We start from the raw sequence: 26,677 nt of genomic DNA on the forward strand, positions 1-26,677 counted from the left end.
TTTGAGGCCACTCCGGCCCGCAGTTCCTATTCGTCCTCAATGCCAAGCTTGGCCTTGACCAGCGCCTGCACCGCCTGCGGGTTGGCCTTGCCGCCCGTCGCCTTCATGACCTGACCGACGAACCAGCCGGCGAGCGTTGGCTTCGCCTTGACCTTCTCGACCTGGTCCGGGTTGGCGGCGATGATTTCATCGACTGCCTTTTCGATGGCGCCGGTATCGGTCACCTGCTTCATGCCGCGGGCTTCGACGATCTCAGCCGGATTGCCGCCCTCGTTCCAGACGATCTCGAACAGGTCCTTGGCGATCTTGCCGGAAATGGTCTCGGCCTTGATGAGATCGATGATACCGCCGAGCTGTTCTGGCGAAACCGGGGTCGTCTCGATATCCTTGCCCGATTTGTTCAGTGCACCGAGCAGATCGTTGATGACCCAGTTGGCAGCGGCCTTCGCATCGCGACCGGCAGCAACCGCCTCGTAATAATCGGCAATTGCCTTTTCCGAAACGAGGATCGAGGCGTCATAGACCGACAGGCCGAGATCGGCCACGAAACGTGCCTTTTTGTCGTCAGGAAGCTCCGGCAGATCGACCTTCAGCGCCTCAACGAAAGCATCGTCGAATTCAAGCGGCAGAAGATCAGGGTCCGGGAAATAGCGATAATCATGCGCGTCTTCCTTGGAGCGCATGGACCGCGTCTCGCCCTTGCCGGGATCGAACAGGCGGGTTTCCTGATCGATCACGCCGCCATCTTCCAGAATGGCGATCTGGCGACGCGCCTCATATTCAATGGCCTGACCGACGAAGCGGATGGAGTTGACGTTCTTGATTTCGCAGCGCGTACCGAAACCTTCGCCCGGACGGCGCACGGAGACGTTGACGTCGGCGCGCATGGAGCCTTCATCCATGTTGCCGTCGCAGGTGCCGAGATAACGCACGATGGAGCGCAGCTTGGTGAGATAGGCCTTCGCCTCATCCGACGAGCGCATGTCCGGCTTGGAGACGATTTCCATCAGCGCCACGCCCGAACGGTTGAGGTCCACGAAGGACATGGTCGGGTGCTGGTCGTGCATGGACTTGCCGGCGTCCTGCTCCAGATGCAGGCGCTCGATGCCGATCTCGATGTCCTCGAAATTGCCCTGACGGTCTGGACCGAGCGAAATGGTGATGGTGCCTTCACCGACGATCGGGTCCTTGAACTGCGAAATCTGGTAGCCCTGCGGCAAATCCGGATAGAAGTAATTCTTGCGGTCGAAGATCGAACGGTTGTTGATCTTTGCCTTCAGGCCGAGACCGGTACGTACCGCCTGCTTGACGCACTCCTCGTTGATGACGGGCAGCATGCCGGGCATGGCGGCATCGACCAGCGACACGTTGGAGTTCGGCGCATTGCCGAAGGTGGTGGAGGCACCGGAGAACAGCTTGGAATTGGAGAGAACCTGCGCATGCACCTCCATGCCGATCACGATTTCCCAATCGCCGGTGGCGCCGGGAATGAAGCGTTTCGGGTCGGGGGTGCGCACGTCTACAAGGGTCATCTGAAGCTCACGATATACGGGTTCTTTGGCCTTGGTGGGTAGAACAAATGCAGCGCGGGCGCAAGACATGTTGCGCCCTCTCGCCACTGGCCTACGATTTTCGCCAATGCCGGACACGCCTTTTTTACGCTTGCCGGTTTCAAATCACGCTATGGACACGATGACCTTCTGCCTCATCGCCTATATCGGCTTCAATCTCTTCGTTTTCCTTGTCTATTGGTGGGACAAGGAAGCCGCAAGACAGGGCGGATGGCGTATCCGGGAAAGCACGCTGCTCCTGCTTGCTCTCGTCGGCGGCAGCCTGGGGGCCGTGTCGGCCCAACATCTGTTACGGCACAAAACACGCAAGGAGCCGTTCCGCAGTATCCTGCTGTCCATCGTGATATTGCAGAGTGGCCTTCTCGCATCGCTCGCCATCATGCCGGACTGGCCGGTGCGGTTGGCGGTTGCGCTGAAAACGCTGTTTCAGAACCCGGGTCCGTAAAGGCCACTCTCGATCTCGGCCAACTGTTTTTGCAGCCCCACCGATTGCACCTCGCGGTCCAGCTTCGGCGCATAAGAAACGGAAAGCCAGCGCACGCTATAGCCATGGTGGCGGAAAAAGGCGACTGCCGGTTCGTTCTGGGCATGTGTCTCAAGCCGGATGGTCTCGAAGCCCTTGTCCTCTATCAGTCTTTCAATATCTGCAAGCAGACGGCTGCCGACGCCCCTCCGTTGAAAATCGGGATCGATCCAGAAGTCGGAAATAACCTCGTCAAAATGCTCCCGCGCGGCCCACCCTGCAACCGAGCCTCCAAGTTCCGCGACGCGGATGGCAAGCCATGATGAGCGGGTGAAATTGGAAAAGGCGCTGGCCGCATTGTCGTAAAGCGTGGATGTGATTCCCAGCGCCGCGGTCGCCTGCCGCCACGCCCTGACGCCGATGGCCGCAAGGACTTCCGCTTCCCGCTCATGCGCATTGCGAATGACGATCAAACCGCGCCCTCCTTGGCCGTAAAAATTAAACCATTGCGAGTGTGATTCGGCCAGCGTGCTTTTGCTGGGCAAGCCACCGGCTTGACCCTGCTGGACTTGGCCGCTATCCAAAAGAAGCAAGAACGGAGTTTTTATGTTCGCTCAATCGGAGTCCCGGTAAAGGCCCTGCCCGCAAGTTTCTTGCGCGCCGGGCCAGATGAAACCGAGCCGGCTGTCTTAACGGCACCCGGGTTTGCTTTCACGCGTCCATGAGACGCCGACCGGACTTCCAAAAAATGGACATTTCCCGCGCCGAACAGCGCATTCTTCACCTGCTCGCCCAGGGCGGCAGAATTGAACTCGTTCGAGACGATGCCCGTAAAATCGAAAAAATCTCGCTCTTCACGCGCGAGGGCTGGATTTTCAGCGGCCTCGATCTCCTCACCTTCCGCAAGCTGAAACGGAAGAGAGCGATATCCTCCTCCGGCGGCAAGCCCTACCGCATCACCACGCGCGGGCTGGAGCTCGTGCGGGGTGAGTTGGACAATCGCTGAAAACAAAACGGGCGGCACTTGATGCCGCCCGTTCTTGTACAAAACTTGGTGGATGGATTCACCACCACTTGGCGGGGGTAAACTTGCCGGCAGCCTGCTCGATGGCATGGGCCGTCTTGAACAATGTTTCTTCCTCGAAAGGCTTGCCGATGAGTTGCAGGCCGAGCGGCAGGCCCTTGCCGTCGAGACCGGCAGGCACCGAGAGGCCCGGAAGGCCGGCCATGTTGACGGTGATGGTGAAAACGTCCTGCAGGTACATCTTCACCGGATCGGAGGCGAGTTCCTCGTCACCCACTGCGAAAGCAGAAGATGGGGTGATGGGCGCTAGGATCGCGTCAACGCCCTCATGGAAGACGTTTTCGAAGTCGCGCTTGATGAGCGTGCGGACCTTCTGCGCCTTCAGGTAATAGGCGTCGTAATAACCGGCCGACAGCACATAGGTGCCGACCATGATGCGGCGCTGCACTTCCTTGCCGAAACCGGCAGCGCGGCTTTTTTCGTACATGTCGGCAATGTCCTTGCCATCGACGCGCAGGCCGTAGCGGACACCGTCATAACGGGCAAGGTTGGACGAGGCTTCCGCCGGTGCGACGATGTAATAGGCGGGAAGCGCGTATTTGGTGTGCGGCAGCGAGATATCGACCACCTCGGCACCGGCATCACGCAGCCATTCCACGCCCTTGGCCCAGAGCTTTTCGATTTCGTCCGGCATGCCGTCAACACGGTATTCCCGGGGGATACCGATCTTCAGGCCCTTCAGCGATTGACCGATGGCCTTTTCGTAATCCGGCACAGGAAGGTCAACAGAAGTCGTGTCCTTGGCGTCAACGCTTGCCATGGTCTTGAGCAGGATTGCGGCGTCACGCACGTCACGGGCAATCGGTCCTGCCTGGTCGAGCGAGGAAGCATAAGCGACAATGCCGTAACGCGAGCAACGACCGTAAGTGGGCTTGATGCCGACGGTGCCGGTGAAGGCCGCTGGCTGGCGGATGGAGCCGCCGGTGTCGGTTGCGGTTGCGCCGGCGCACAGATGCGCGGCCACGGCTGCGGCGGAACCGCCAGAAGAGCCGCCGGGCACCAGCTTCTGCTCGGAGCCATTGGCGCGCCAGGGGTTGATGGCGGGGCCGTACCAGGAACTTTCGTTCGACGAGCCCATGGCGAATTCGTCCATGTTGAGCTTGCCGAGCATGACGGCGCCCTGATCCCAGAGGTTCTGGGTGACGGTGGATTCATACTTCGGCTTGAAGCCGTCGAGGATGTGCGAGCAGGCCTGCGTGTGAATGTCGCGCGTGGCAAAAAGGTCCTTCACGCCGAGCGGAATGCCTTCCAGTTCGCCCGCGGCACCGGAGGCGATACGGCCATCAGAGGCCTTTGCCATGTCGCGCGCCTTTTCCGGCGTCGTTGCCACATAGGTGTTCAGCGCGCCGTTGGCCGCATCGATGGCGGAGAGATAGGCGTCGGTCAGCTCTAGGGCGGAGAATTCTTTGCCTTTCAGCTTTGCGCGGGCTTCGGCAATGGTCAGGCTCGTCAGATCGGTCATGGTCGGCAACGGCTTTCGAAAATCTCGGAAAAATCAGGCGGCAAACGGCGGTCGGGTTATTCGACCACTTTCGGGACCATGAAGAAGTCCCGGTCGGTCGCGGGCGCATTGGCGACGATGTCTTCCGCCTTGTTGCCGTCGGTCACCACGTCGGCGCGCTTTTTCATCTCCACCGGGGTGACTGACGTCATCGGCTCGACGCCGTCGACATTCACTTCCGCAAGCTGCTCCACGAAACCGAGTATGCCGTTCAACTGGCCGAGCATATTCTGCGCTTCATCTTCGGTGACAGCGATACGGGCAAGGCGCGCAACGCGCTTTACGGTGGCGAGATCGACGGACATGGTTTTACTCCGGTAGGAATTTTCCTACCCGCTATAATCACCATGTCCGTCCTTCGCAACGGTAGAAAGCATGTCGTGTCGAACTGCAGAGCGGTTTTGCGGCAACGACATGCTCTCACGCAGCTTCAGAAGGACAGCGTATCGCCGGCCTTCGGCGTTTGGACACGCGCTTGCGCCCCTTCCATGCCGGCCACGAACTTTTCCGGTGTCTGGTCGATGATCGGGAAGGAACCGTAGTGGCAGGGAATGACATTGCCGAAATTGAAGAAGCGCTGGCAGGCGAGCGCCGCGACGGCTCCGCCCATGGTGAAGCGGTCACCGATTGGCACGAGGCCGATATCCGGCTGGTGCAGTTCGTTGATCAGTTTCATGTCGGAGAAGATGTCGGTATCACCCATGTGATAGACGGCCGGGCCGTCCTCGAAATGCAGCATCAGGCCATTGGCATTGCCGAGCGAATGGGACACGCCATCTTCGGTAATCTGGGCGGAGGAATGCAGTGCATTGGTGAAGGTGACGGAAAAGCCGTCGAAATGTACGGTCCCGCCGGTATTGCCCATATCGACCTTGGCGACGCCCTTGGCGGACAGCCAGGCGGCAAGATCGGCATTGGCCAGCACGGCCGCGCCCGTTTCGCGGGCAAGCTGCACGGTATCGCCGACATGGTCGCCATGGCCATGCGTGAGGAGAATATGGGTGATGCCTTCGGCCGCCGACTTCGCATCCTGCCCGGCAAAACCGGGATTGCCGGTGAAGAACGGATCGATGAGGATCTTCGCGCTGCCGTTTTCAAGGCGGAAGGCGGAATGGCCGAGCCAGGTGATTTTCATGGGAAGTTCTCCTTTGTATTGCCGGTATAGTATGACATAGGACGGCCTGAACAACCGCACTACCGATATTTCAGAGAGGCGACAATGGCCGCGGATAATGACGATTACGTGTATGACGAAGCGAGCGGCGAATGGCGACCCGCTTCCGAACTGGCTGCAGAAGCGGCGCGTGCGAATGAAGTACGCGATGCGGCGGGCAATGTGCTTGAAGATGGCGATTCCGTCACCCTGATCAAGGATTTGAAGGTCAAGGGCACCAGTACGGTCATCAAGCAGGGCACCGTCATCAAGTCGATCCGCCTGACCGACAATCCCGAAGAGATCGATTGCAGGCATGATGCGGTCAAGGGTCTGGTGCTGCGCACCGAATTCGTCCGGAAGCGGTAAGGACAGCGCGAGACATGGCGACACTCACCATCGAGGAACTGGCGCAGGTGCTTCAGCCCGGCCAGGCTATTGCCGGCCTAGACCTCGGTACGAAGACAATAGGGCTTGCCATGTCGGATCTGTCGCGGCGTTTCGCGACACCGCGTCCGGTGTTGAAGCGTGTAAAATTCACACAGGACGCCCAGGTGCTGCTGGCCTTCGCTGAAAAGGAAAAGGTCGCCGCCTTCATTATCGGCCTGCCGATGAACATGGACGGCTCCGCCGGACCCCGCGTGCAGGCAACCCGCGCCTTCGTGCGCACTATGGGAGAAAAAACCGACCTGCCCTTCATTTATTGGGATGAGCGGCTTTCAACCGTCGCCGCAGAACGCGCTTTGCTGGAAATGGATGTCTCTCGTGCCAAACGCGCCGAACGCATCGATTCAGCCGCCGCAAGCTTTATTCTTCAGGGCGCGCTGGACAGGCTTTCCGCACTCACCCGCGCCGCCGACTGACGGCCCTGCCACCAGGCAGCAATCTGCTTTCTTTTGCGAAATGCGAGAATTGCAAAAACGATCAGGCTGTCGACCGCGATGGCGCGCGCCACCAGCGGCGGCAGGCTTTCCGGCGGAAGACCGAGAATATTGCCGTAAATCTCGAACACAAGATCATGGGTCTGACGCGTCAGCATGTAGAAGCCGAAGCTCATGTCGTAATAGGAGAGCCAGTACCAGCTGCCCAGCAATGCGACGGGACCGGCCCATAGGATAAGAAACCACTTCATGCCGCCTGCCCCCGTACAAACATCGTATCGGGAAAGCCGGCAAGCACCGCCCAGCGCACCGCAGCCATCAGGCAGAGGTTCAGCGCCGGCGCGTCGATATCCAACGGCAGCATCACAAAAAACGTCATCATGACGCCTAAAGCTGTCCAGCGGCTCACTTGCGGCTCCCTTATGCGCAGTCATTGCGCATGGTTAACATTTCGTTAATCCACACTGGACCGGCAGCCAGGGCGAGGCAAATGAAAGCTGTTATTATGGTTAATGGCGGTCGGGCGAGTTGTGGAAAAGAATGTGTTCCTGTGAACGGACGGAAGCACCGGGCGGTTGCGCGCCCGGTGAAAACATGGCTGATTTTTCGTTAATTTCGGGCTTGCCTCGGCTGTTCCCATCAGCTCCGGCAACGCGTGTCAGCCGTAAACGCCGCGCACCAGTCTTTTGACGGCGGTGGTGATCTTGTCCCAGTCCCGGTCTGATTTGAGCGGCACGCCAGCGAACTGACCGCTGGTGGCAGCAGAAATGACGAGGTGCTGAATTGCGGCGAACAGGACAGCATTGACGGCGGCGGTATCCACACCCTTCGGCGCAGCGAGCGAGCCTCGCATGCGCTCCAGCCATTTGCCCAGCGACTTGGCGCGAGCTTCGGCCAGTTGACGCACCTGCGGTGACCCGTCAGACACTTCCCAGGCGATGATCTTGCAAACGAGAGGATCGCTGCGCAGCGCATCCATGAAATAAAGCGCCAGCTTTTCCATGAGATCGCCATAGGTCAGCAGAAACATGCCGCCAGTGTCTTCGGGAATGCGATCTTTTACCCAGGAACCGAGATCCTCGCCGATCGCCTCGATCAGACCATCAAGGCCGCCGAAATACCGATAGATGAGCTGCTTGTCGCAGCCGGCGCGGCGGGCAACGGCGTTGATGCCGAAGCCTTGAAACCCCTCTTCGGCAAGCAGCGACCGTGCCGCATTAAAAATCGCCTTCTCGGTCTGAGCGCGATCCTTGATGCGCTTTTCCGGTCTGTCGGCTGAAATCGCCTCTGCGGTCGCCAGCATGATTCCCTACCCGTTTTCTGAAAGGCCTCTTTCAACGGGTTAACAAAGCGTGTGCGGAAGAACAACGTGGCGGGATGGATGGTGAGAAGGTTCCTGTGGATGACGAGTCCGCCATACCGTTTTCGGCACAGGACAGGGACGCCTCCAGACATTCTTAGGAGGTATCACCATAGTCGGCCGGAAGATGACGTTCGATTTCCATCGAATCATGAAGAACGCGACCGACGCCCACCAAACCGGGTCGTAGTGCACGATAAAGTAACAAATGTCTCGGGGTTTTAACGAGACCTGTTTCGCTTTTTGCCCGCTCACGACTATAACGAAGGTGATAACAGCGCACGTCATCACCAAGTTCAGCGCGAATAGTCGTGCCGGCACGCAGGGGATCGCGAGCAACATCACGCAACGCAGTTGCTAGCAACTTTTCGTAGCGTTTTCTCGCTGCAACTCCAAATGTCGCGTGGGTCCATCCAAGGATTTCGATGATGTCCGATTGTGCGGCGTCGGACAGACGATATGTCGTCATCCGTCGTCGGACTTGCCGAGCTGCACTTCAGCCTCGCGCCCAAAAGCGGAAATGAAATCGTCAAGGTCATCATCCGAAACATCAGTATAACGTCCCTGGTCAAGGTCGGCGAATCCCTGTTGCGCCGCTACCTTCAAGGCCTCCACTCTGGCTGCCTCGAGGCGCTCCCGCCTCTCAATTAACCGCAAGCCTTCACGTAGCACTTCACTGGCGTTTTGATAGCGGCCGGATTTGACGAGCTCGTCTATAATCTCTTCGTGATGCTGTGTCAGGACGACGTTACGCGTTGGCATCGGAGACTCCACCGGACTTCATTTATGCCTATCCATACCATCGATTGGCATAATCTGCCAATCTCACTCCAGCGCCATCCCAAACCAGACACTACCCGGCGTTTCGTGGCTTTCGAGGCGTTTGAACCCACGGGTTTCCCAGAAGCGCATGCCCGCATGGTTGCGTTCGCTGGCGCCGAGGTGGATGCCGTAGACGTTGTTCTGTCTAGCCATATCGAGCCAGCGCGACAGAAGCCGGGTGCCGCCGCCCTTGCCCTGTGTACGCGGCAGGAGGTTCATGTGGATATGCGCCGGAAACGGATCGGTGAGCCAGGCGGGCGTGCGGCGCGGATGGTGGATGAACTGGGCGCGACGCTGGTCGGCGTCCCATGTCCGCTGGTCACCGCCGGGATCGGGGTAAAGGCTGCGCAGATGCGGCCACCATTCCCGCTCCAGCCGCTCTTCGTGCATCGCCGTATCGAGTGCGCCGACGATATAACCGCACACACCTTCCTCATCCTCCGCCACGAAAACGGCATCGGGCCAGAGATGCAGATAGGGCACGGAATAGATATGCCCGACCATGCGGCCATCCTTGTAAAGGGCGGCGGCGTCCTGCCCGGCATCGCCGGTGGCGAGGCTTATGGCGTAGAGCGCGTCTTCATCCTCGGCGCGGGCGGAACGGAAGGTCAGCATTGGCAGCCGCCTTCCCTTGCCGCGCATCGACGCGCGAGGACATCATGACAGATAAGAACACGCCTCACGCCATTGCTATTTTTCAAATCCGAGACCCCTCCCGCCGGGACTGCAAAACCTTCATCCGCATGCATCGGTCAAGATGCAGGCGGATAAAGAAGATCGATTATATAATTCGGATCGAAGCGGGAATCGAGCATGCCGTAAGTGTGCCGCCAGCCGCCAGCCAGGCGGGTCTCGAGGAAGGCATCGGCGATCTTGCCGGCGCCAAGGCGGCAAAGCTCGGCGGCAGCCGCCGCGAGTGCAAACTGCTCCACCAGCAGGCGGGCCGCACCCTCGTCACGCTCGGCAAGGGCGATCGCGGCGCGCAGCACGTCGGTGGTCTTCTTGCCGGCCGCTCCAAGATCGCGCTCCAGCGTCTGGAAGACGAGATCGAACAGGTCCTTGCCGCGCTGGAGAACCCGCAGCACATCCAGCGCCATGACGTTGCCGGAACCTTCCCAGATGGCGTTGACGGGCGCTTCGCGGTAGTGGCGGGCAATCGGCCGCTCTTCCACGTAACCATTGCCGCCAAGGCACTCCATGGCCTCATAGATAAGCGCCGGCGCGATCTTGCAGCACCAGTATTTCACGATGGGCGTCATCACCCGCGCATAGGCGGCCTCAGCCGGATTGTTACGGGCGGCGTCGAATGCCGTCGCCAGCCTGAAGGAGAGAGCAGTGGCCGCCGCCACATCCAGCGCCATGTCGGCGAGAACGCGCGTCATGATCGGTTGCGTGACCAGCATCTTGCCGAAAACAGAACGGCCGCGGGCATAGTGCACGGCTTCGGCAAGCGAGGCGCGCATCATGCCGGCCGATGCGAGCGCGCAGTCGAGCCGCGTCAGCGTCACCATGTCGAGAATGGTGCGAATACCACTGCCGGGATCGCCCAGCAGATAACCGAAGGCATCGGTGAATTCGACTTCGGCGGAGGCGTTGGAGCGGTTGCCGAGCTTGTCCTTCAGGCGCTGGAAATGCAGGCCGTTCTTCGAACCGTCTTCGAGATAACGCGGCACGAGGAAGCAGCCCATGCCGTCGCCCATCTGGGCGAGCATGACGAAACCGTCGCTCATCGGCGCAGAAAGGAACCATTTGTGACCGGACAGGCGATAGATTCCCTCGCCCACTCGCTCCGCCGTGGTGCGGTTGGCGCGCACATCCGTGCCGCCCTGCTTTTCCGTCATGCCCATGCCAATGGTGACGGCGGTTTTCTGCAGGGCCGGCTTCTGCGAGCTGTCATATTTGCGCGAGAGTATCTTCGGCGCCCATTCCTTCTGCACGCGCGGCGAGGCCATGATGGCGGCGACGGAAGCGCTGGTCATGGTCAGCGGGCAGAGATGCCCCGCCTCCAGCTGCGAGGTCAGATAGAATTTCGTGGCGCGGGCCTTGTGCTCATTGCCGCGCGTATCGGGAGAATTTTCCCAGACGCTGGAATGCAGGCCGGACGACATGGAACGGCGCATCAGCGCGTGCCAGGCGGGGTGGAATTCCACCTGATCCAGACGCTCGCCGCGCGGACCGTGTGTATGCAGCTGCGGCACGCCCTGATTGGCCATGCGCGCCAGTTCCTGCGCCTCATGCGACGTGACATAGCGGCCGAGCTGGTCGTACTCGTCCCTCAGATTGCGCGACAGGCCGGAGGTGAGGTCGACGATCAGCGGATCGGAACGATAGGCGTTGATACCGGACCAGAGGTTTGGCTGGTTCAGTTCGGCGAGCGTTTCTTCTATCCGGGAATTCTGGGTCATCCGCTGCTTCTAGCTGTTTTGTACTGGCGTTGCATAGTGGGGTGATATTGCATAATTCCACCCGCAGGAAGCGATTGGGACGATTAAACCGCCGCTATCAGCAATTTTCGGGAATGACCCTGATCTAGGTATCCGACCCGACGAATGCCAGACACGTTTCCGGCAAGACCGGCGGCAACGTCCGAAACAGCCCTGAGCGGCGGCGCGCAGAAATTGCGGCCACGACTGACGTGGCATGACAGATAAAGCATTCCCCAAAATCCGCAGCCAGATGTGGAACCCACGACGGGCTTTTTCGGTTGGCGACTTGATGAACGGCTGCACAGGGAGGGAACCATGGAGGCCAGCGCAAGAAAGCTTTTCGAGCGATATGAGCGATTTTTCAACAAGTCTCTTGAGGGTGACATGGATGTGGAGGAGATAGCCGAGCTCTACGCCTCCGACTTCATCGCCGCATCCCCCGCCGGGGTGATGACCGGAAAGAACGATGACCACTTAAAGCAGGTCATGATGAAGGGTTACGAGCGCTATCGGATGATCGGAACGAAGGAGATGCGGATACGCAATCTCCGTATCTCGCCCATCGATGAACATCATTGTGTGGCACATGTCGCCTGGACTGCGACCTTTGCCCGTAAGCGGCAACCGGATGTCGCAATCGATTTCGATGTTCACTACTTCGTCCAGAGGCTGGATGGAACACCGAAGGTTTTCGGTTGGGCGTCAGGCGACGAACAGGCTCTTTTGAAAAAACACGGCATCGTCTGATGTCTGTTCCTTCCGTCTTAGGACCCTTTGCCCTCGAGGATTGGGGAAACATCGCCATGTTTTCATTTCAGGAGTTGCGGGCGCTTGCCCCGCGACCATGCAGTCTCTATAGAGCGCAGGACCGAATTCCGCCGCACTCCTGAGGCGTGTTCACAGCGAAGGGGGGCGCGCGGATCAGCATTCGGGCGTTCCGGGCATTTTCACGGGAAAATGCAACGCCCGTCAGGAGGCAAACCGCATGGTCTTCTTCCCCCATCGCCATCTCCTCGGCATCAAGGGGCTTTCCCATCAGGATATCACCCTGCTTCTCGACAAGGCCGACGAGGCGGTAAAAATCAGCCGCCAGCGCGAGAAAAAGACCTCGACGCTTCGGGGCCTGACGCAGATCAACCTCTTCTTCGAAGCCTCGACGCGCACGCAATCCTCCTTCGAGCTGGCCGGAAAGCGCCTCGGCGCCGATGTGATGAACATGTCGGTCGGCAATTCCTCGGTAAAGAAGGGCGAAACGCTGATCGATACGGCGATGACGCTGAATGCGATGCGCCCGGATGTGCTGGTCGTGCGCCATTCGTCGGCCGGTGCGGCCGCGCTTCTCGCGCAAAAGGTCGCCTGCTCCGTGGTCAATGCCGGAGACGGCCAGCATGAGCACCCGACACAGGCCTTGCTCGACGCGCTGACCATTCGCCGCGCCAAGGGCGAGCTTTCGGGAATTACCGTCGCAATCTGCGGTGATGTGCTGCATTCGCGCGTTGCCCGCTCCAACATCATCCTGCTCAACCAGATGGGTGCGCGGGTGCGCGTCGTCGCTCCCGCCACGCTTCTTCCCTCCGGTATTCGCGACATGAGCGTGGAGGTTTTCCACGACATGAAGGAAGGATTGAAGGACGCCGATGTGGTGATGATGCTGCGCCTTCAGCGTGAGCGTATGTCCGGCTCCTTCGTGCCTTCGGTGCGCGAATATTTCCATTATTACGGTCTCGACGCCGAAAAGCTGAAGGCGGCGAAGGAAGATGCGCTGGTCATGCATCCCGGCCCGATGAACCGTGGCGTGGAAATCGCCTCCGACGTGGCAGACGGTCCGCAGAGCGTCATCGAAAGCCAGGTGGAAATGGGGGTTGCCGTGCGCATGGCCGTCATGGAAACCCTGCTTCTCTCGCAAAACCAGGGTGAGCGCGTATGAGTGCCGTTACCGTTCTCAAGAACCTCCGCATCGTCGATCCTTCCCGCAATCTCGACGAGACCGGCAGCATCGTCATCGGCGCCGATGGCACCATTCTGGCGGCTGGCAAGGACGCACATAATCAGGGCGCTCCGGAAGGGGCGACGGTTCGCGACTACAAGGGTATGCTGGCCGTTCCCGGTTTGGTGGATGCCCGCGTCTTTGTCGGCGAACCCGGCGCCGAGCACCGCGAAACCATCGAATCCGCCTCACGCGCGGCAGCGGCCGGCGGCGTCACCAGCATCATCATGATGCCGGATACCGATCCTGTGATCGATGACATCGCGCTTGTCGAATATGTGAAGAAGACGGCGCGCGACAAGGCAATCGTCAATGTCCATCCCGCAGCCGCTTTGACCAAGGGCCTGCGGGGCGAGGAAATGACCGAGTTCGGCATGTTGAAGGAAGCCGGTGCGGTGGCCTTCACCAATGGCCGCAAGGCGCTTTCCGACACGCTGGTGCTGCGCCGCGCCATGACCTATGCCCGTGAACTCGGCGCGGTGATCGCGCTCGAGACGCGCGACAAATATATCGGTGGCGGCGACATGAACGAGGGGCTTTTCGCGAGCTGGCTCGGCCTGTCAGGCGTTCCCAAGGAAGCCGAGATCATTCCGCTGGAGCGCGACCTGCGCATTGCTGGACTGACGCAGGCGATCTACCACGCCGCCAAGATTTCCGTTCCGGAATCGGCAGAAGCGATCCGCGTTGCGCGGCAGCGGGGCGTGAAGGCCACCTGCGGCATCTCGATCAATCACCTCACGCTCAATGAGAACGATATCGGCGAATACCGCACCTTCTTCAAGCTCTCGCCACCGCTGCGCGCTGAAGACGACCGCAAGGCGATGGTGGAAGCGCTGAAGGACGGCACGATCGATATCATCGTCTCATCGCATGATCCGCAGGATGTCGACACCAAGCGTCTGCCGTTTTCGGATGCGGCGAGCGGCGCGGTGGGGCTCGAAACCATGCTGGCGGCGGCGTTGCGCCTCCATCACAGTGGCGACGTTCCGCTGATGCGGCTGATCGATGCGCTCTCCACCCGCCCAGCCAAGATTTTCGGACTGGATGCAGGAACGCTCAAAGCCGGTGCGAAGGCAGATATCACGCTGATCGACCTCGATGAGCCGTGGCTCGTGGCGAAGGAACAGCTGGTCTCGAAATCCAAGAACACGCCGTTCGAGGATGCCCGTTTCAGCGGCCGCGCTGTCGCCACTTATGTGGCTGGCAAAGCCGTTCATTCCTTGGCATAAGATCACGAACAGAGATCACGCTGACGGCGGGACAGAGGGGACATTGGAATGAGTGCTTTGACTGAGTGGCAGACCGCGCCTGCCCTTCTCGCGCTGGCGGCGCTGCTCGGCTATCTATTGGGCTCCATTCCGTTCGGCCTCCTTCTTACCCGCATGGCCGGTCTGGGCGACGTGCGCAAGATCGGCTCCGGCAATATCGGCGCCACCAACGTGCTGCGTACCGGCAACAAGAAGCTCGCCGCCGCAACCCTTTTGCTCGACGCGCTGAAGGGCACGGCGGCGGTTCTGGTCGCCAATGCGCTCTGGGGTTACGAAGCCTCGCTGGTCGCCGGTTTCTTCGCATTTCTCGGCCACCTGTTTCCCGTGTGGCTGGGCTTCAAGGGCGGCAAGGGTGTGGCCACCTATATTGGTGTTCTTCTAGGCGCGGCTCCCCTCATGATGCTTGCCTTTGCGCTCATCTGGATCGCGACCGCCTTTATCACCCGTTATTCGTCGCTCTCGGCGCTGGTGGCAATGGTGATCATCCCCGTAGCGCTTTGGGTGCTCGGACCCGAGAAGACGGCGCTTCTCGTGACGCTGCTCAGTGTGATTTCCTGGTTGAAACACCACGAAAATATCAGACGTCTGATTGCGGGCACGGAAAGCAGGATCGGACAGAAGAGCTAAGGTTCACCTTGGGGACATGTCATGCCGAATACGGAAACTACACGGCAGGGCATAGAGCTTTCCGCGCGGCAGCGGGTGGCGTGGCTACGATTGATCCGCAGCGATAATATCGGTCCCGTGACCTTTCGCGAACTTATCAATCATTTCGGCAGTGCTGAAAAGGCGCTCGATGCCCTGCCCGAACTGTCGCGCCGTGGCGGTTCTTCGCGCAGTCCGCGCATTGCCACCCAGGCGGAAGCGGAAGGCGAGATCGAAACCGCCGATAAATTCGGCGCGCGTTTCGTCGGCATTGGCGAACCGGATTATCCGCCAGCCCTGCGGCAGATGGATGGGGCGCCGCCGCTGATCGCCATGAAGGGATCGGCGGATGCGGCGAGAAGAGCCTGCGTCGGCATCGTCGGTTCACGCAACGCCTCCATCAACGGCGCGAAATTCGCCGCCATGCTGGCACGCGACTGTGGGCGGGCCGGTTATACGATTGCATCGGGACTGGCGCGGGGCATTGATGCGGCCGCGCACAGGGCAAGTCTTGCAACCGGCACAGTGGCTATGCTGGCCGGCGGTCTCGACCGCCCCTACCCGCAGGAAAATTTCGGACTTTTGCAGGAAATATACGATCAGGGCGGCGCGACTATCAGCGAAATGCCGTTTGGCTGGGAGCCTCGCGCGCGGGATTTCCCGCGCCGCAATCGGCTGATCGCGGGCGTCTCGCTCGGCGTCGTCATCGTGGAAGCGGCGGAACGTTCGGGTTCATTGATTACGGCGCGGCTTGCAGGTGAAGCCGGACGACTGGTGTTTGCCGTGCCCGGCTCGCCGCTCGACGCGCGCTGTGAAGGCACCAACCGGCTGATCAAGGAAGGCGCCATGCTAACCACGGGTGCAACCGATATCCTCGACGCACTGCGACCGCTGATGGAGCCGCAATTGCCCTATGACCGCAAGATCGAGGAACCGAGATCCGACACCGAGATGTCACCACCAGGGGACGACGAGCGTAGCATCATCGCCGCCGCTCTCGGTCCCTCGCCTGTGGAAACGGACGATATCATCCGTCACACGGGTTTCTCCGCTGCCACCGTTCACCTGGTGCTGCTGGAGCTTGATATTGCCGGACGTCTAAACCGGCATGCCGGGGGGCGTGTTTCGCTCTTCATCGCGGATTGACAGTTTGCGCCGCCCGCTCTGGATATCGCCGACTTCGACATAGGCCATCTCGATCAGATAACACAGCATGTCGGCGCCTTCCCGGTGCGCTACCTGCCGCAGTTCCGCCAGCATCTGGCGGATGTATGCCAAGCTCTCTCTGGTCCCTTCATTTTCGGCATTATTGTTTGTCGCGTTCGGGACCATATATTTATCCTGGAAATTCAGCCTGAAACGGGAAGCATTAAGTCTGTTCAAATGATGTTGCCCATCATAACCAATTTACCAAAGATTGCAATACAACAATAGATTATCCATAGGTTGCACTCATCTTGAAGCGAGAAAATCGGGCTTGCCTCTTGACCAGCGGGCATTACCTGTCCATGTCGAATTATAAAGAAGGCCAATTGCGGCACCACGCTGCAACCGGGGCCACGTTAACGGACCAGTTCCAGAGAAGAACAATATGAATGTCGTCGTCGTAGAATCTCCTGCCAAAGCCAAGACGATCAATAAGTATCTTGGCTCGGGCTATAAGGTTCTTGCATCCTTTGGCCACGTCAGAGACCTTCCTGCCAAGGACGGATCGGTGCTGCCCGATCAGGATTTCGAAATGTCCTGGGAGGTCGATAGCGCGTCCGCCAAGCGCATGAAGGATATTGCCGATGCGGTAAAATCCTCCGACGGCCTTTTTCTCGCAACCGACCCGGATCGCGAAGGCGAAGCCATTTCCTGGCACGTTCTCGATCTCCTGAAGAAGAAGCGTGTGCTTGGCGACAAGCCGGTGAAGCGCGTGGTCTTCAACGCCATCACCAAGAAGGCGGTTCTGGACGCCATGGCCAACCCGCGCGACATCGATGTGCCGCTGGTCGACGCCTATCTCGCCCGCCGTGCGCTGGATTATCTCGTCGGTTTCAACCTCTCCCCGGTCCTGTGGCGCAAGCTGCCCGGCGCGCGTTCCGCCGGCCGCGTCCAGTCGGTGGCGCTGCGCCTCGTCTGCGACCGCGAATCCGAGATTGAGCGTTTCATTTCCGAAGAATACTGGAACATCAGCGCGCTTCTGAAGACACCGCGCGGTGACGAGTTCGAAGCCAAGCTGGTTTCGGCCGATGGCAAGCGCCTGCAAAACCGCTCGATCAAGACCGGAGACGATGCGAACCGGCTGAAGGCGCTGCTGGAAGGCGCGACCTATGTCGTGGATACGGTCGAGGCGAAGCCGGTCAAGCGTAATCCCGGCCCGCCCTTCACCACCTCGACGCTGCAGCAGGCCGCGTCTTCGCGCATGGGCTTTGGCGCCTCGCGCACCATGCAGGTGGCGCAGAAGCTTTATGAAGGTATCGATATCGGCGGCGAGACCGTCGGTCTGATCACCTATATGCGTACCGACGGCGTACAGATGGCCCCGGAAGCGATCGATGCCGCCCGAAAGGCCATTGGCGAGCAGTTCGGCGACCGTTATGTGCCGGAAAAGGCGCGCTTTTACTCTACCAAGGCAAAAAACGCCCAGGAAGCGCACGAAGCAATCCGCCCGACCGATTTCAACCGCACGCCAGATCAGGTGAAGCGTTACCTCGATGCCGATCAGTTGCGTCTTTACGATCTGATCTGGAAGCGCGGTATCGCCAGCCAGATGGCGTCGGCAGAAATCGAGCGTACCACAGTGGAAATCCTTGCCACCAATGGCGGCGAGAAGGCTGGCCTGCGCGCCGTTGGCTCTGTCATCCGCTTCGACGGCTTTATCGCCGCCTATACCGACCAGAAGGAAGATGGCGAGCAGAGCGACGATGGTGACGATGAAGGCCGTCTGCCGCCGATCAATGAGCGCGAGAACCTCGCCAAGCAGAAGATCAACGCCAGCCAGCACTTCACCGAACCGCCGCCGCGTTATTCGGAAGCCTCGCTTATCAAGAAGATGGAAGAACTTGGCATCGGCCGTCCTTCCACCTATGCGGCAACGCTGAAGACGCTGAGCGACCGCGAATATATCGTCGTCGACAAGCGCAAGCTGATCCCGCATTCGCGCGGCCGGCTTGTGACGGCTTTCCTCGAGAGCTTCTTTACCAAATACGTCGAATATGATTTCACCGCCGCCCTTGAAGAAAAGCTCGACCGCATCTCCGCCGGCGAGTTGGACTGGAAGCAGGTTCTGCGTGATTTCTGGAAGGATTTCTTCGCCCAGATCGAAGACACCAAGGAACTGCGTGTCACCAACGTTCTGGATGCGCTGAACGAGGTTCTGGCGCCGCTGGTGTTCCCCAAGCGCGAGGATGGCTCCGATCCGCGCATCTGTCAGGTTTGCGGCACCGGCAATCTTTCGCTGAAGCTCGGCAAATACGGCGCTTTCGTCGGTTGCTCCAATTATCCGGAGTGCAACTTTACCCGCCAGCTCACCTCCGATGGCTCGGAAGCCGAAGCTTCCGTGTCCAACGAGCCGAAAGCACTCGGTGCCGATCCGATGACCGGCGAAGAGCTGACGCTTCGGTCTGGCCGTTTCGGACCCTATATCCAGCGCGGCGACGGCAAGGAAGCCAAGCGCTCGTCGCTGCCCAAGGGCTGGAAGCCTGAAGATATCGACCACGAAAAGGCCTTGGCGCTCATCAATCTGCCCCGCGATATCGGCAAGCACCCGGAGACGGCCAAGATGATCTCCGCCGGGCTTGGCCGCTATGGGCCGTTCCTGCTGCATGATGGTTCCTATGCGAACCTTGAAAGCATCGAGGACGTGTTCTCGATCGGTCTCAACCGAGCCGTGACCGTTATTGCCGAAAAGCAGAGCAAGGGACCAGGACGCGGCCGCAGCGGCACGCCGGCTGCTCTCAAGGAACTGGGCGACCATCCCGATGGCGGCGCCATCACCGTTCGCGACGGACGTTATGGCGCTTACGTCAACTGGGGCAAGGTCAACGCCACCATTCCGAAGGGGCAGGATCCGGCTTCCGTGACGCTGGACGAGGCGCTGGTGCTGATTGCCGAGCGCATTGCCAAGACCGGCACCGGCGGCAAGCCTGCCAAGGCGAAGAAAACCACCGCCAAGAAGGCCGATGGTGAGGCAGCGGCAAAGCCGAAAACCACCAAGGCCAAGGCGGCAACCAAGAGCAAGGCGGCCGCCAAGCCGAAGGCAGCGGCCAAACCCAAGAAGGCAGCAGAGTGAGCAAGGCGCCACGTCAGAGACAGGGTTCCGCCAGTGACGGTTTCGGACGCACCGGGCGCGGCAAGCGGGTGAGCGAAGGTGAAGGCATCATCCATGGCGAGGTGCCTTCCCGCGAAGTGCTGCTGAAATTCATCGCGGACCATCCGCAGCAGGCCTCCAAACGCGAAATCGCCAAGGCTTTCGGGCTGAAGGGCGAAAACCGCATCGTTCTGAAAGCCCTGCTGAAGGAACTCGAAGTCGATGGCATGGTGCACAAGAGCCGCAAGTCGCTGACGCGGCCGGGCGGCCTGCCGCCCGTCACGGTTCTCGACATCACCACCCGCGACAAGGACGGCGAATTGATCGGCCGCCCGGCGGAATGGCCCGAGGATCTGGGCGCAGCGCCGGCCGTGCTCATCCGCCAGTCCTCGCAGGACCGCGGCAAGAAGGCCCCGGCAGCCGGTCTCGGTGACCGTATTCTGGCGAAAATCTTCCCCTCCAAGGAAAACTCCGGCCCGGCCTATACGGCCCGCGTCGTGAAGCTCATCGACCGTCGCCAGAACGCGCTGCTCGGCGTCTTCAAGGAAGCGCCCGGTGGCGGTGGACGGCTGATGCCGATCGATCGCCGCGGCGAAGAAATGGTGATCGATCCCGATGGCGTCGGCGATGCCAAGGATGGCGATCTGATCGAGGTTGAAACCTCGCGCAACAGCGGCCGTTATGGCCTGACCCGCGCCAAGGTGCTGTCGGTCATCGGCTCGGTGGCCTCGGAAAAGGCGATCTCGATGATCGCGATCCATGCGCACGGCATCCCGCATATCTTCCCGCCGAATGTTCTGGCGGAAGCGGATGCGGCCAAGGCAGCGACCATGTCGCACCGCGAGGACTGGCGCGACCTGCCGCTCATCACCATCGATCCGGCCGACGCCAAGGACCATGACGACGCAGTTTATGCCGAACCTGACCACTCGCCCGACAATCCTGACGGTGTCATCGTCACCGTCGCCATTGCCGATGTCTCCTGGTATGTGCGGCCCGGCGCGCCACTCGACCGCGAGGCGCTGAAGCGCGGCAACTCCGTCTATTTCCCCGACCGTGTCGTGCCGATGCTGCCGGAGCGCATTTCCAACGATCTCTGCTCGCTGAAGGAAGGCGTCGATCGCCCTGCCCTTGCGGTGCGCATGACGTTTTCAAAGGAAGGCCGCAAGGCGAGCCACACTTTCCATCGCATCATGATGAAAAGTGCCGCCAAGCTGTCTTACCAGCAGGCGCAAGCCGCAATCGACGGTACGCCTGACGACAAGACCGGCCCGCTGCTGGAACCGATCCTGAAGCCGCTGTGGCACGCCTATGAGGTGATGAAGCGCGGGCGCGACCGCCGCCAACCGCTGGAACTCGATATGCCAGAGCGCAAGATCCAGCTCAGGCCCGACGGCACGGTAGACAAGGTCGTCATTCCCGAACGCCTCGATGCGCACAAGCTGATCGAGGAAATGATGATCCAGGCGAATGTCGCCGCCGCCGAGACGCTCGAAAAGAAGAAGCAGCCGCTGGTCTATCGCGTCCACGATGCGCCCACACTTTCCAAGCAGGAAGTGCTGCGCGAATTCCTCGGCACCATCGGCATTTCCATGGCCAAGGGTGCGGCCATGCGCGCCAATTCCTTCAACGGCATTCTGGCGCGCGCCATCGATACGCCGCACCAGATCATGGTCAACGAGATGGTGCTGCGCAGCCAGAGCCAGGCGATCTACAGCCCCGAAAATATCGGCCATTTCGGCCTCAACCTGATGAAATACGCCCATTTCACCTCACCGATCCGCCGTTATGCCGACCTCATCGTGCATCGCGCGCTGGTGGGCTCGCTTGGCCTCGGTGAAGGCGGCATCACGCCGCAGGAAGAGGCGACGCTGGACGATATCGCCGCCGAAATCTCGACCTTCGAGCGCCGCGCCATGGCGGCGGAGCGAGACACGGTCAATCGCCTCATCGCGCATCACCTTTCCGAAAGGGTCGGCGAGGAATTCGAGGGCCGGGTCGGCGGTGTCACCAAGGCGGGACTATTTGTCGCGCTTCCGCAATTTGGCGCTGATGGATTCGTTCCTATATCTACGCTTGGAACCGATTATTTCCTGTACGACGAAGCCCATCAGGCCCTCACGGGGGAAAAGACCGGTCTCGGTTATCAGCTTGGTGACACGGTGCAGGTGAGGCTCGCGGAAGCGGTGCCGCTGGCGGGTGCGCTGAGATTCGATATGCTGAGTCCGGGGCGCAAGATGCCGATGGGCGTACGCTCGTTCCATAAGGCCGGACGGCGGACAGCACGGGCTGCCGCCAAGCCCGGAACACGGCCGCCGAGAAGGCGACGATAACAAGGCCGCCTCGGCGGTTGAACGGACGGGAAGGACTTAAGGATGAGTGCACATCGGGGCTCGGAGACCGTTACCTTCGGAGACGACAGCGCCGAACGGCCGCTTGGCCGGTCCATCATGCGCGGCATGGCAAACCGTTGCCCGGCCTGTGGCAGCGGTCGCCTCTTCCGTGCCTGGCTAAAGCCGGTGGATACCTGCGCGGCCTGCGGCGAGGAAATGCACCATCACCGCTCGGACGACCTGCCACCCTATATCTCCATCGTCATCATCGGCCATATCGCGGTCGGCGGCTTCATGATGACCGACATGGTCCTCAACATTCCCATGTGGGCCCATTTCGCCATCTGGGTGCCGATCACCATTCTGGCAGCACTTCTGACGCTGCAACCGATCAAGGGCGGTGTCATCGGCTTGCAATGGGCGCTGAAGATGCACGGATTCGACCGAAAACAACAGAAAGTGCAGATCGACGGCTCTTCTCACTGACGGCGGACGGGACCTTGCACGTGCCTCCGCCTCCCCGGCGCGCCGAAACGACGAACACGCCCATGCGGCCGCGCGACGCCGCCTCCATGATTTTGTTCGACCGGTCCGGCTCGCAACTCAGGGTGTTGATGGGCCGGCGCAGCAGCGCCCATGTCTTCATGCCGGGCGCTTATGTGTTTCCAGGCGGCAAACGCGATCCGCGCGACCATGCGCTGCCCTTTTCGAGCGATCTGCATCCCACCGTTCTCCACAGTCTCACTGCCTCCGCGGCACGGCGGCTCAGCGCCGCCGGCGCAAGAGCGCTGGCGCTTGCCGCAGCGCGCGAGCTTTTCGAGGAAACTGGCGTGGATCTTGGCTTGAACACCAAGGGTCCCGATCTTTCCCGTTTCCGATATGTGGCCCGTGCCATCACCCCGCCCGGCAATGTGCGGCGCTACGACACGCGATTCTTCTGCTGTTATGCAGATGAACTGCACCTCGATATTAGCCTCACACGCGATTCCGACGAACTCTCCGACGTGCAATGGCTTGACATGACAGACCTTTCCAGTCTGAACATGCCGAAAATCACGCGCACGGTTCTCGAAGATGTCACAAAGCTCATGATAGGTGATCCCTCATTGCCCTTTGAAAGCCCCGCGCGGCTCTATGTCACGCGCCACGGCCGGTTCATTCGAGACTTTGTATAAAGGCCGTCATGTCACAAATGAAATGCGAAGAAGCGGACGCCATCCACTGGCCCTCACTGATCGCCGCCATTTCCGCCATCAGTGCGGTCGGCGTCGCCATCGGCCTCGGCCTTCCGCTCCTGTCGATCATCCTTGAGAAGCGCGGCATCTCGTCCACCATGATCGGGGTGAATTCGGCTATGGCCGGCGTCGCGGCGATGATGGCGGCCCCCGTGACCACCAAGATCGCCCATGATTTCGGCGTGGCGCGAACCATGCTGTTCGCAGTCGTCGTTTCGGCACTGAGCGCGCTCGGTTTTTATTTCGCCGAAGCCTTCTGGATGTGGTTTCCGCTGCGAATCGTTTTCCACGGCGCCACCACCACGCTGTTCATTCTTTCCGAATACTGGATCAACATGACGGCGCCGCCCAGGAAGCGCGGCATGGTTCTCGGCATCTACGCCACCGGCCTTGCGGTCGGATTCGCGGTTGGTCCGCTGCTGTTTTCCGTGGTGGGCAGCGAAGGCATATTGCCGTTTCTGGTCGGCGCGGCGATCATCCTGCTCGCCGCGATCCCGATCTTTATGGCGCGCGGCGAAAGCCCGGAGCTGGACGAGCGGCCCAACCACCATTTCGTCCGTTATGTCTGGCTGGTGCCCATGGCGTCCGCGGCGGCCTTCGTCTTCGGTTCGGTGCAGGCCGGCGGCCTTTCGCTGTTTCCGATCTATGCAACGCGGGAAGGCTTCAACGAATCGCAGGCAGCGCTTCTCCTTACCGTGATGGGCATCGGCAATATGGTCTTCCAGATACCGATCGGCCTGCTTTCGGACCGGATGAAGGACCGGCGGACGATGCTGGGGCTGATGGCCTTTGCCGGCGTCTGCGGCACGCTGGCGCTACCTTTCCTGGTGGAAAACTGGCTTCTGGTGGCGGCCCTGTTGCTGTTCTGGGGCGGCCTGGTCTCGGGAATGTATACTGTCGGCCTCACCCATCTCGGATCGCGCCTGAAAGGCGCCGATCTGGTCGCCGCCAATGCCGCCTTCATCTTCTGTTACGCCATCGGCACGATTGCGGGGCCGCAGGCCGTGGGCATTTCCATGGACATTGCCGGAACCGACGGGTTTGCCTGGTCGCTGGCGGTATTTTTCGGGCTTTACGTGGTGCTTTATATCGTCCGTTTTGTTTTCCGGGCGAAACAGGCTTGACTTTTCGGGCGCGATACGTAGTTTCGCGCCAGATTTAGCCGAGGTCAGAAGCGCCTGCGGCTTCTCTTTTGTTTAAAGGCAGGACGACCATGGCGAAAGCTACAACAATCAAGATCAAGCTGCTGTCGACAGCCGACACCGGTACTTTCTACGTCACCACCAAGAACAGCCGTACGTTCACGGACAAGATGACGAAGACGAAGTACGACCCGGTTGTACGCAAGCACGTTGAATTCAAGGAAACCAAGATCAAGTAATTTCTTGATCTGTCTCCGACAAAAGCGCGCCCAACGGGCGCGTTTTTTGTTTGCGCCGAAGGGAAGATGCTGCCGCCAGCCTCTTCGCGCCCAGACGCCTTCCAAGGGGCAAGCAAGGCCCGTCTCCCCTGCTGTCCGGGGAATTGTAGCCGTCAATAACAAAGCACGAGAGCAGCCATGGGTAAGTCCGACCACATGGTTTGATGCCCCGGCCGATGCAGCAATCATTCAGGTGCTCGGAAGACACATCCCCAAGGCTCCGTCCGCCCCTGCCCCGTATCGCGGCTTCGCACGCGACGTTAACAATGACGGATTGCATGCGTCGCGAAGCCGCGACGCGCACACCACGAAACGGCAATTTTCAGGAAGAAGGCGGTCGGCCAACGATGTGACTACGGCACGAGGAACCGATTCGAACATCGTCAGCCGACCGACCCCACGATTCAGGAGATGCGGCGGACCTGAGCATCATGGGGCATTCAAACTACGCAATACCAGCCCCTGAAGAACGAAATCGCGACGGCTAAAGCCGCTATCATTCATCATCAAAAGACGGATAAGCCGCCGGAAGAACTGTTACTCTCAATAAGGAGTGTGCGCAGAAGTGAAATAAAAATCAACAAATTCTTAAGCCAGGGACACATCACCTGGGAAACATGGTTAAGTATACGAAGCTGACACACTATAGTTGCCGGAGAGATTGAATTCAACGTATTTTTCAACTTGAACTCTATTTATATCGTCGATCTGCATCTATTCATTGCAAAGTGATAAAATACATACAAGGTCAATGGTTTGCAGCCTTACGACGATCAACTTGCTTGGCGAATAATTACTTCGCCGGAACACGACGGCAAGATTGCCGCAATATTTTAGTTAATCGGCCGTTAGGGTTCAGGCAGCGGCAGCGACGACGCGGTTGCGTCCGGCGTGTTTCGCCTCGTAGAGCGCTTTGTCCGCCTGCTTCAGGATTTCGTCCGGAGCGCCGAAGGCGCCGCTGCTGGTGGCAATGCCGAGGGAGGCGGTAATGCTCAATTCCCGGTCGATGGAACGAACATAAAAAGGCTTGTCTTCCATGATCGCCCGCAGGCGCTCGGCGACGCTTGCCGCAAGCTCCATCGGCGTATCGGGCATGACCACCACGAACTCCTCCCCGCCATAACGGCAGGCGAGATCGGCACCGCGCACGGTGCTGCGGATGCGCGCTGCAAATTCCCGCAGCACCTCATCGCCCACATCGTGGCCATAGGTATCGTTGACCAGCTTGAAGCGGTCTATATCGGTCATGCAGATGGAGATCGGGCGGCCACGAACGGCGGCGCGGTCGAAGAGTATCTTCAGGTGGCTGTCGAGGTAACGGCGATTGTTGAGGCCGGTCAGCCCGTCGACAATGGCAAGTTCCATCGTGTGCTGGAGATTGAGCCGCAGATGCTCGTTATAGCGCTTGCGCCTGATCTGCGTCAGCGTCCGGGCGACGAGTTCGTTCGGATCGATCGGACGGAGAATGTAATCATTCACGCCAAGATCGAGCGCCCGCGCCACCATATCGTCCGCCCCCTGCTCCGCCACCAGAAGCAGCGGCAGGAAACGGGTGCGTTCCAGCGAGCGAAGCTGTGAACACAGCCGCAGCGGATCGTAATCCTCGAAATTGGAATTGACGATGACGAGCTCGAAAGGATTGCTCGCGGCCTTGAGCAGCGCCGCCTGCGGTTCCGTGACGGCGTCGACCTCGGCAACCGGCTTCAGCGCCCGCACAATACGTTCCTGCGAGCTGGCGCGGCCATCCGCAACCAGCACGCGGCCCGGCGTCTGCATCAGCCCGTCGCTGCGCAGCATCTCCTCGATGCCGATCTGACGTGCGGTTTCGGCGCGCAGCCGCAATTCATCGCTAACGGCCTTGAGCCGCACGAGGCTTTTGACGCGGGCGATGAGTTGAAGGTCGTTGACCGGCTTGGTGAGAAAATCGTCAGCGCCGGCCTTGAGGCCACGCACGCGGTCAGACGGTTGATCGAGTGCGGTGACCATGACCACCGGAATATGGGCGGTATTCGGATTGGCCTTCAGCCTTTCGCAGACCTCGAAACCGTCCATGCCCGGCATCATGATATCGAGCAGGATGATATCGACCTGCTCCTTGTCGCAGATCGCCAGCGCCTTGAAACCATCCTCGGCGGTGACGACATCGAAATATTCCGCCAGAAGACGGGCTTCGAGAAGCTTCACATTGGCCGGAATATCGTCAACAACCAGAACTCTCGCCGTCATAACCGTTC

The 26,677-nt window shown here is 60.0% G+C and carries 29 protein-coding genes; 15 read left to right on the forward strand and 14 right to left on the reverse strand.

Annotated elements, in window-relative coordinates; all coding sequences use genetic code 11:
* Positions 1–26 precede the first annotated feature (26 nt).
* Entirely contained in the window at positions 27–1,532 is a 1,506-nt protein-coding gene (gatB, locus tag PL597_RS08815; RefSeq protein ID WP_077982416.1) for an Asp-tRNA(Asn)/Glu-tRNA(Gln) amidotransferase subunit GatB, read from the reverse strand.
* Positions 1,533–1,683: 151 nt separating this feature from the next.
* Between gatB and PL597_RS08820 the strand changes: the two genes are divergently transcribed.
* Positions 1,684–2,016, forward strand: a complete 333-nt coding sequence (locus PL597_RS08820) for a DUF1294 domain-containing protein (protein WP_077982417.1) — start codon at positions 1,684–1,686, stop codon at positions 2,014–2,016.
* Here PL597_RS08820 and PL597_RS08825 read toward each other — a convergent pair.
* The gene (locus tag PL597_RS08825; RefSeq protein WP_173988957.1) at positions 1,998–2,507 is read right to left on the reverse strand and encodes a GNAT family N-acetyltransferase; all 510 of its coding nucleotides are present in this window, start codon (positions 2,505–2,507) and stop codon (positions 1,998–2,000) included. The two genes, PL597_RS08820 and PL597_RS08825, sit on opposite strands and share 19 nt — an antisense overlap.
* A gap of 275 nt (positions 2,508–2,782) precedes the next feature.
* On the opposite strand from PL597_RS08825, the gene PL597_RS08830 reads away from it, so the two are divergent.
* Positions 2,783–3,040: a YjhX family toxin gene (locus PL597_RS08830; RefSeq protein WP_271364977.1), complete on the forward strand. Its 258-nt coding sequence runs from the start codon at positions 2,783–2,785 to the stop codon at positions 3,038–3,040.
* A gap of 58 nt (positions 3,041–3,098) precedes the next feature.
* On the opposite strand, the gene gatA is transcribed toward PL597_RS08830, so the two are convergent.
* From gatA to PL597_RS08845, 3 genes are all read right to left on the reverse strand, one after another.
* Entirely contained in the window at positions 3,099–4,580 is a 1,482-nt protein-coding gene (gene gatA / locus PL597_RS08835; RefSeq protein ID WP_271364978.1) for an Asp-tRNA(Asn)/Glu-tRNA(Gln) amidotransferase subunit GatA, read from the reverse strand.
* Between the two features lie 56 nt (positions 4,581–4,636).
* The gene (gatC, locus tag PL597_RS08840; RefSeq protein WP_271364979.1) at positions 4,637–4,924 is read right to left on the reverse strand and encodes an Asp-tRNA(Asn)/Glu-tRNA(Gln) amidotransferase subunit GatC; all 288 of its coding nucleotides are present in this window, start codon (positions 4,922–4,924) and stop codon (positions 4,637–4,639) included.
* 125 nt (positions 4,925–5,049) lie between these two features.
* A complete protein-coding gene (locus PL597_RS08845) occupies positions 5,050–5,754 on the reverse strand; it encodes a metal-dependent hydrolase (RefSeq protein WP_271364980.1) in 705 nt (234 codons plus the stop codon).
* Between the two features lie 84 nt (positions 5,755–5,838).
* On the opposite strand from PL597_RS08845, the gene PL597_RS08850 reads away from it, so the two are divergent.
* Positions 5,839–6,141 carry an alkylphosphonate utilization protein gene (locus PL597_RS08850; RefSeq protein ID WP_165691157.1) on the forward strand — a complete coding sequence of 101 codons (303 nt, stop codon included), beginning with the start codon at positions 5,839–5,841 and terminating at the stop codon, positions 6,139–6,141.
* Between the two features lie 14 nt (positions 6,142–6,155).
* Positions 6,156–6,635, forward strand: a complete 480-nt coding sequence (gene ruvX, locus PL597_RS08855; RefSeq protein WP_271364981.1) for a Holliday junction resolvase RuvX — start codon at positions 6,156–6,158, stop codon at positions 6,633–6,635.
* On the opposite strand, the gene PL597_RS08860 is transcribed toward ruvX, so the two are convergent.
* The 7 genes from PL597_RS08860 to PL597_RS08890 all read right to left on the reverse strand — a co-directional run bounded on the left by PL597_RS08860 (position 6,587) and on the right by PL597_RS08890 (position 11,240).
* Positions 6,587–6,904, reverse strand: coding sequence for a DUF6105 family protein (locus PL597_RS08860; RefSeq protein ID WP_003521478.1), 318 nt, complete (start codon positions 6,902–6,904; stop codon positions 6,587–6,589). The two genes, ruvX and PL597_RS08860, sit on opposite strands and share 49 nt — an antisense overlap.
* Complete coding sequence (locus PL597_RS08865; RefSeq protein WP_269834464.1) at positions 6,901–7,035, reverse strand: hypothetical protein; 135 nt, start codon at positions 7,033–7,035, stop codon at positions 6,901–6,903. Before PL597_RS08865 ends, PL597_RS08860 begins: the two co-directional genes overlap by 4 nt.
* 276 nt (positions 7,036–7,311) lie before the next feature.
* A complete protein-coding gene (locus PL597_RS08870) occupies positions 7,312–7,956 on the reverse strand; it encodes a TetR/AcrR family transcriptional regulator (protein WP_020012359.1) in 645 nt (214 codons plus the stop codon).
* A 154-nt stretch (positions 7,957–8,110) separates the two neighbouring features.
* Positions 8,111–8,482, reverse strand: a complete 372-nt coding sequence (locus PL597_RS08875) for a type II toxin-antitoxin system RelE/ParE family toxin (RefSeq protein WP_269824015.1) — start codon at positions 8,480–8,482, stop codon at positions 8,111–8,113.
* Positions 8,479–8,775, reverse strand: a complete 297-nt coding sequence (locus PL597_RS08880; RefSeq protein ID WP_137410213.1) for a type II toxin-antitoxin system ParD family antitoxin — start codon at positions 8,773–8,775, stop codon at positions 8,479–8,481. Before PL597_RS08880 ends, PL597_RS08875 begins: the two co-directional genes overlap by 4 nt.
* A gap of 63 nt (positions 8,776–8,838) precedes the next feature.
* Positions 8,839–9,450 carry a GNAT family N-acetyltransferase gene (locus PL597_RS08885; RefSeq protein WP_269824016.1) on the reverse strand — a complete coding sequence of 204 codons (612 nt, stop codon included), beginning with the start codon at positions 9,448–9,450 and terminating at the stop codon, positions 8,839–8,841.
* Positions 9,451–9,587: 137 nt separating this feature from the next.
* A complete protein-coding gene (locus PL597_RS08890; RefSeq protein WP_077982425.1) occupies positions 9,588–11,240 on the reverse strand; it encodes an acyl-CoA dehydrogenase family protein in 1,653 nt (550 codons plus the stop codon).
* A gap of 336 nt (positions 11,241–11,576) precedes the next feature.
* Between PL597_RS08890 and PL597_RS08895 the strand changes: the two genes are divergently transcribed.
* From PL597_RS08895 to dprA, 5 genes are all read left to right on the forward strand, one after another.
* Positions 11,577–12,008, forward strand: coding sequence for a DUF4440 domain-containing protein (locus tag PL597_RS08895; protein ID WP_137410211.1), 432 nt, complete (start codon positions 11,577–11,579; stop codon positions 12,006–12,008).
* A gap of 238 nt (positions 12,009–12,246) precedes the next feature.
* Positions 12,247–13,188, forward strand: coding sequence for an aspartate carbamoyltransferase catalytic subunit (locus PL597_RS08900; protein ID WP_137410210.1), 942 nt, complete (start codon positions 12,247–12,249; stop codon positions 13,186–13,188).
* The gene (locus PL597_RS08905) at positions 13,185–14,477 is read left to right on the forward strand and encodes a dihydroorotase (protein ID WP_137410209.1); all 1,293 of its coding nucleotides are present in this window, start codon (positions 13,185–13,187) and stop codon (positions 14,475–14,477) included. The genes PL597_RS08900 and PL597_RS08905 overlap by 4 nt, the downstream gene beginning before the upstream one ends.
* Before the next feature lie 48 nt (positions 14,478–14,525).
* Positions 14,526–15,143, forward strand: a complete 618-nt coding sequence (gene plsY / locus PL597_RS08910; protein ID WP_271364982.1) for a glycerol-3-phosphate 1-O-acyltransferase PlsY — start codon at positions 14,526–14,528, stop codon at positions 15,141–15,143.
* A gap of 21 nt (positions 15,144–15,164) precedes the next feature.
* Positions 15,165–16,307 carry a DNA-processing protein DprA gene (dprA, locus tag PL597_RS08915; protein WP_271364983.1) on the forward strand — a complete coding sequence of 381 codons (1,143 nt, stop codon included), beginning with the start codon at positions 15,165–15,167 and terminating at the stop codon, positions 16,305–16,307.
* Here the strand turns inward: dprA and PL597_RS08920 are convergent.
* The gene (locus PL597_RS08920) at positions 16,260–16,493 is read right to left on the reverse strand and encodes a hypothetical protein (RefSeq protein WP_142912129.1); all 234 of its coding nucleotides are present in this window, start codon (positions 16,491–16,493) and stop codon (positions 16,260–16,262) included. The two genes, dprA and PL597_RS08920, sit on opposite strands and share 48 nt — an antisense overlap.
* Positions 16,494–16,752: 259 nt before the next feature.
* Between PL597_RS08920 and topA the strand changes: the two genes are divergently transcribed.
* The 6 genes from topA (at position 16,753) to rpmG (ending at position 24,404) form a co-directional block, all read left to right on the forward strand.
* The gene (gene topA / locus PL597_RS08925; RefSeq protein ID WP_269824019.1) at positions 16,753–19,437 is read left to right on the forward strand and encodes a type I DNA topoisomerase; all 2,685 of its coding nucleotides are present in this window, start codon (positions 16,753–16,755) and stop codon (positions 19,435–19,437) included.
* A complete protein-coding gene (gene rnr, locus PL597_RS08930) occupies positions 19,434–21,788 on the forward strand; it encodes a ribonuclease R (protein ID WP_269824020.1) in 2,355 nt (784 codons plus the stop codon). The genes topA and rnr overlap by 4 nt, the downstream gene beginning before the upstream one ends.
* A gap of 42 nt (positions 21,789–21,830) precedes the next feature.
* Positions 21,831–22,274 (forward strand): DUF983 domain-containing protein, encoded by a 444-nt coding sequence (locus tag PL597_RS08935; RefSeq protein ID WP_269824021.1) that lies wholly within the window; start codon positions 21,831–21,833, stop codon positions 22,272–22,274.
* Positions 22,275–22,336: 62 nt separating this feature from the next.
* Entirely contained in the window at positions 22,337–22,963 is a 627-nt protein-coding gene (locus PL597_RS08940) for an NUDIX hydrolase (protein ID WP_191217653.1), read from the forward strand.
* Positions 22,964–22,980: 17 nt separating this feature from the next.
* Positions 22,981–24,147 (forward strand): MFS transporter, encoded by a 1,167-nt coding sequence (locus PL597_RS08945; protein ID WP_162520391.1) that lies wholly within the window; start codon positions 22,981–22,983, stop codon positions 24,145–24,147.
* 89 nt (positions 24,148–24,236) lie between these two features.
* The gene (gene rpmG, locus PL597_RS08950) at positions 24,237–24,404 is read left to right on the forward strand and encodes a 50S ribosomal protein L33 (protein ID WP_003496403.1); all 168 of its coding nucleotides are present in this window, start codon (positions 24,237–24,239) and stop codon (positions 24,402–24,404) included.
* A gap of 894 nt (positions 24,405–25,298) precedes the next feature.
* On the opposite strand, the gene PL597_RS08955 is transcribed toward rpmG, so the two are convergent.
* On the reverse strand, positions 25,299–26,669 hold the full coding sequence (locus PL597_RS08955; protein ID WP_271364984.1) for a PleD family two-component system response regulator: 1,371 nt from the start codon (positions 26,667–26,669) through the stop codon (positions 25,299–25,301).
* Positions 26,670–26,677 lie beyond the last annotated feature (8 nt).

It is taken from the genome of Agrobacterium sp. ST15.13.013 (assembly GCF_027956525.1).
Taxonomy (GTDB): domain Bacteria; phylum Pseudomonadota; class Alphaproteobacteria; order Rhizobiales; family Rhizobiaceae; genus Agrobacterium; species Agrobacterium salinitolerans.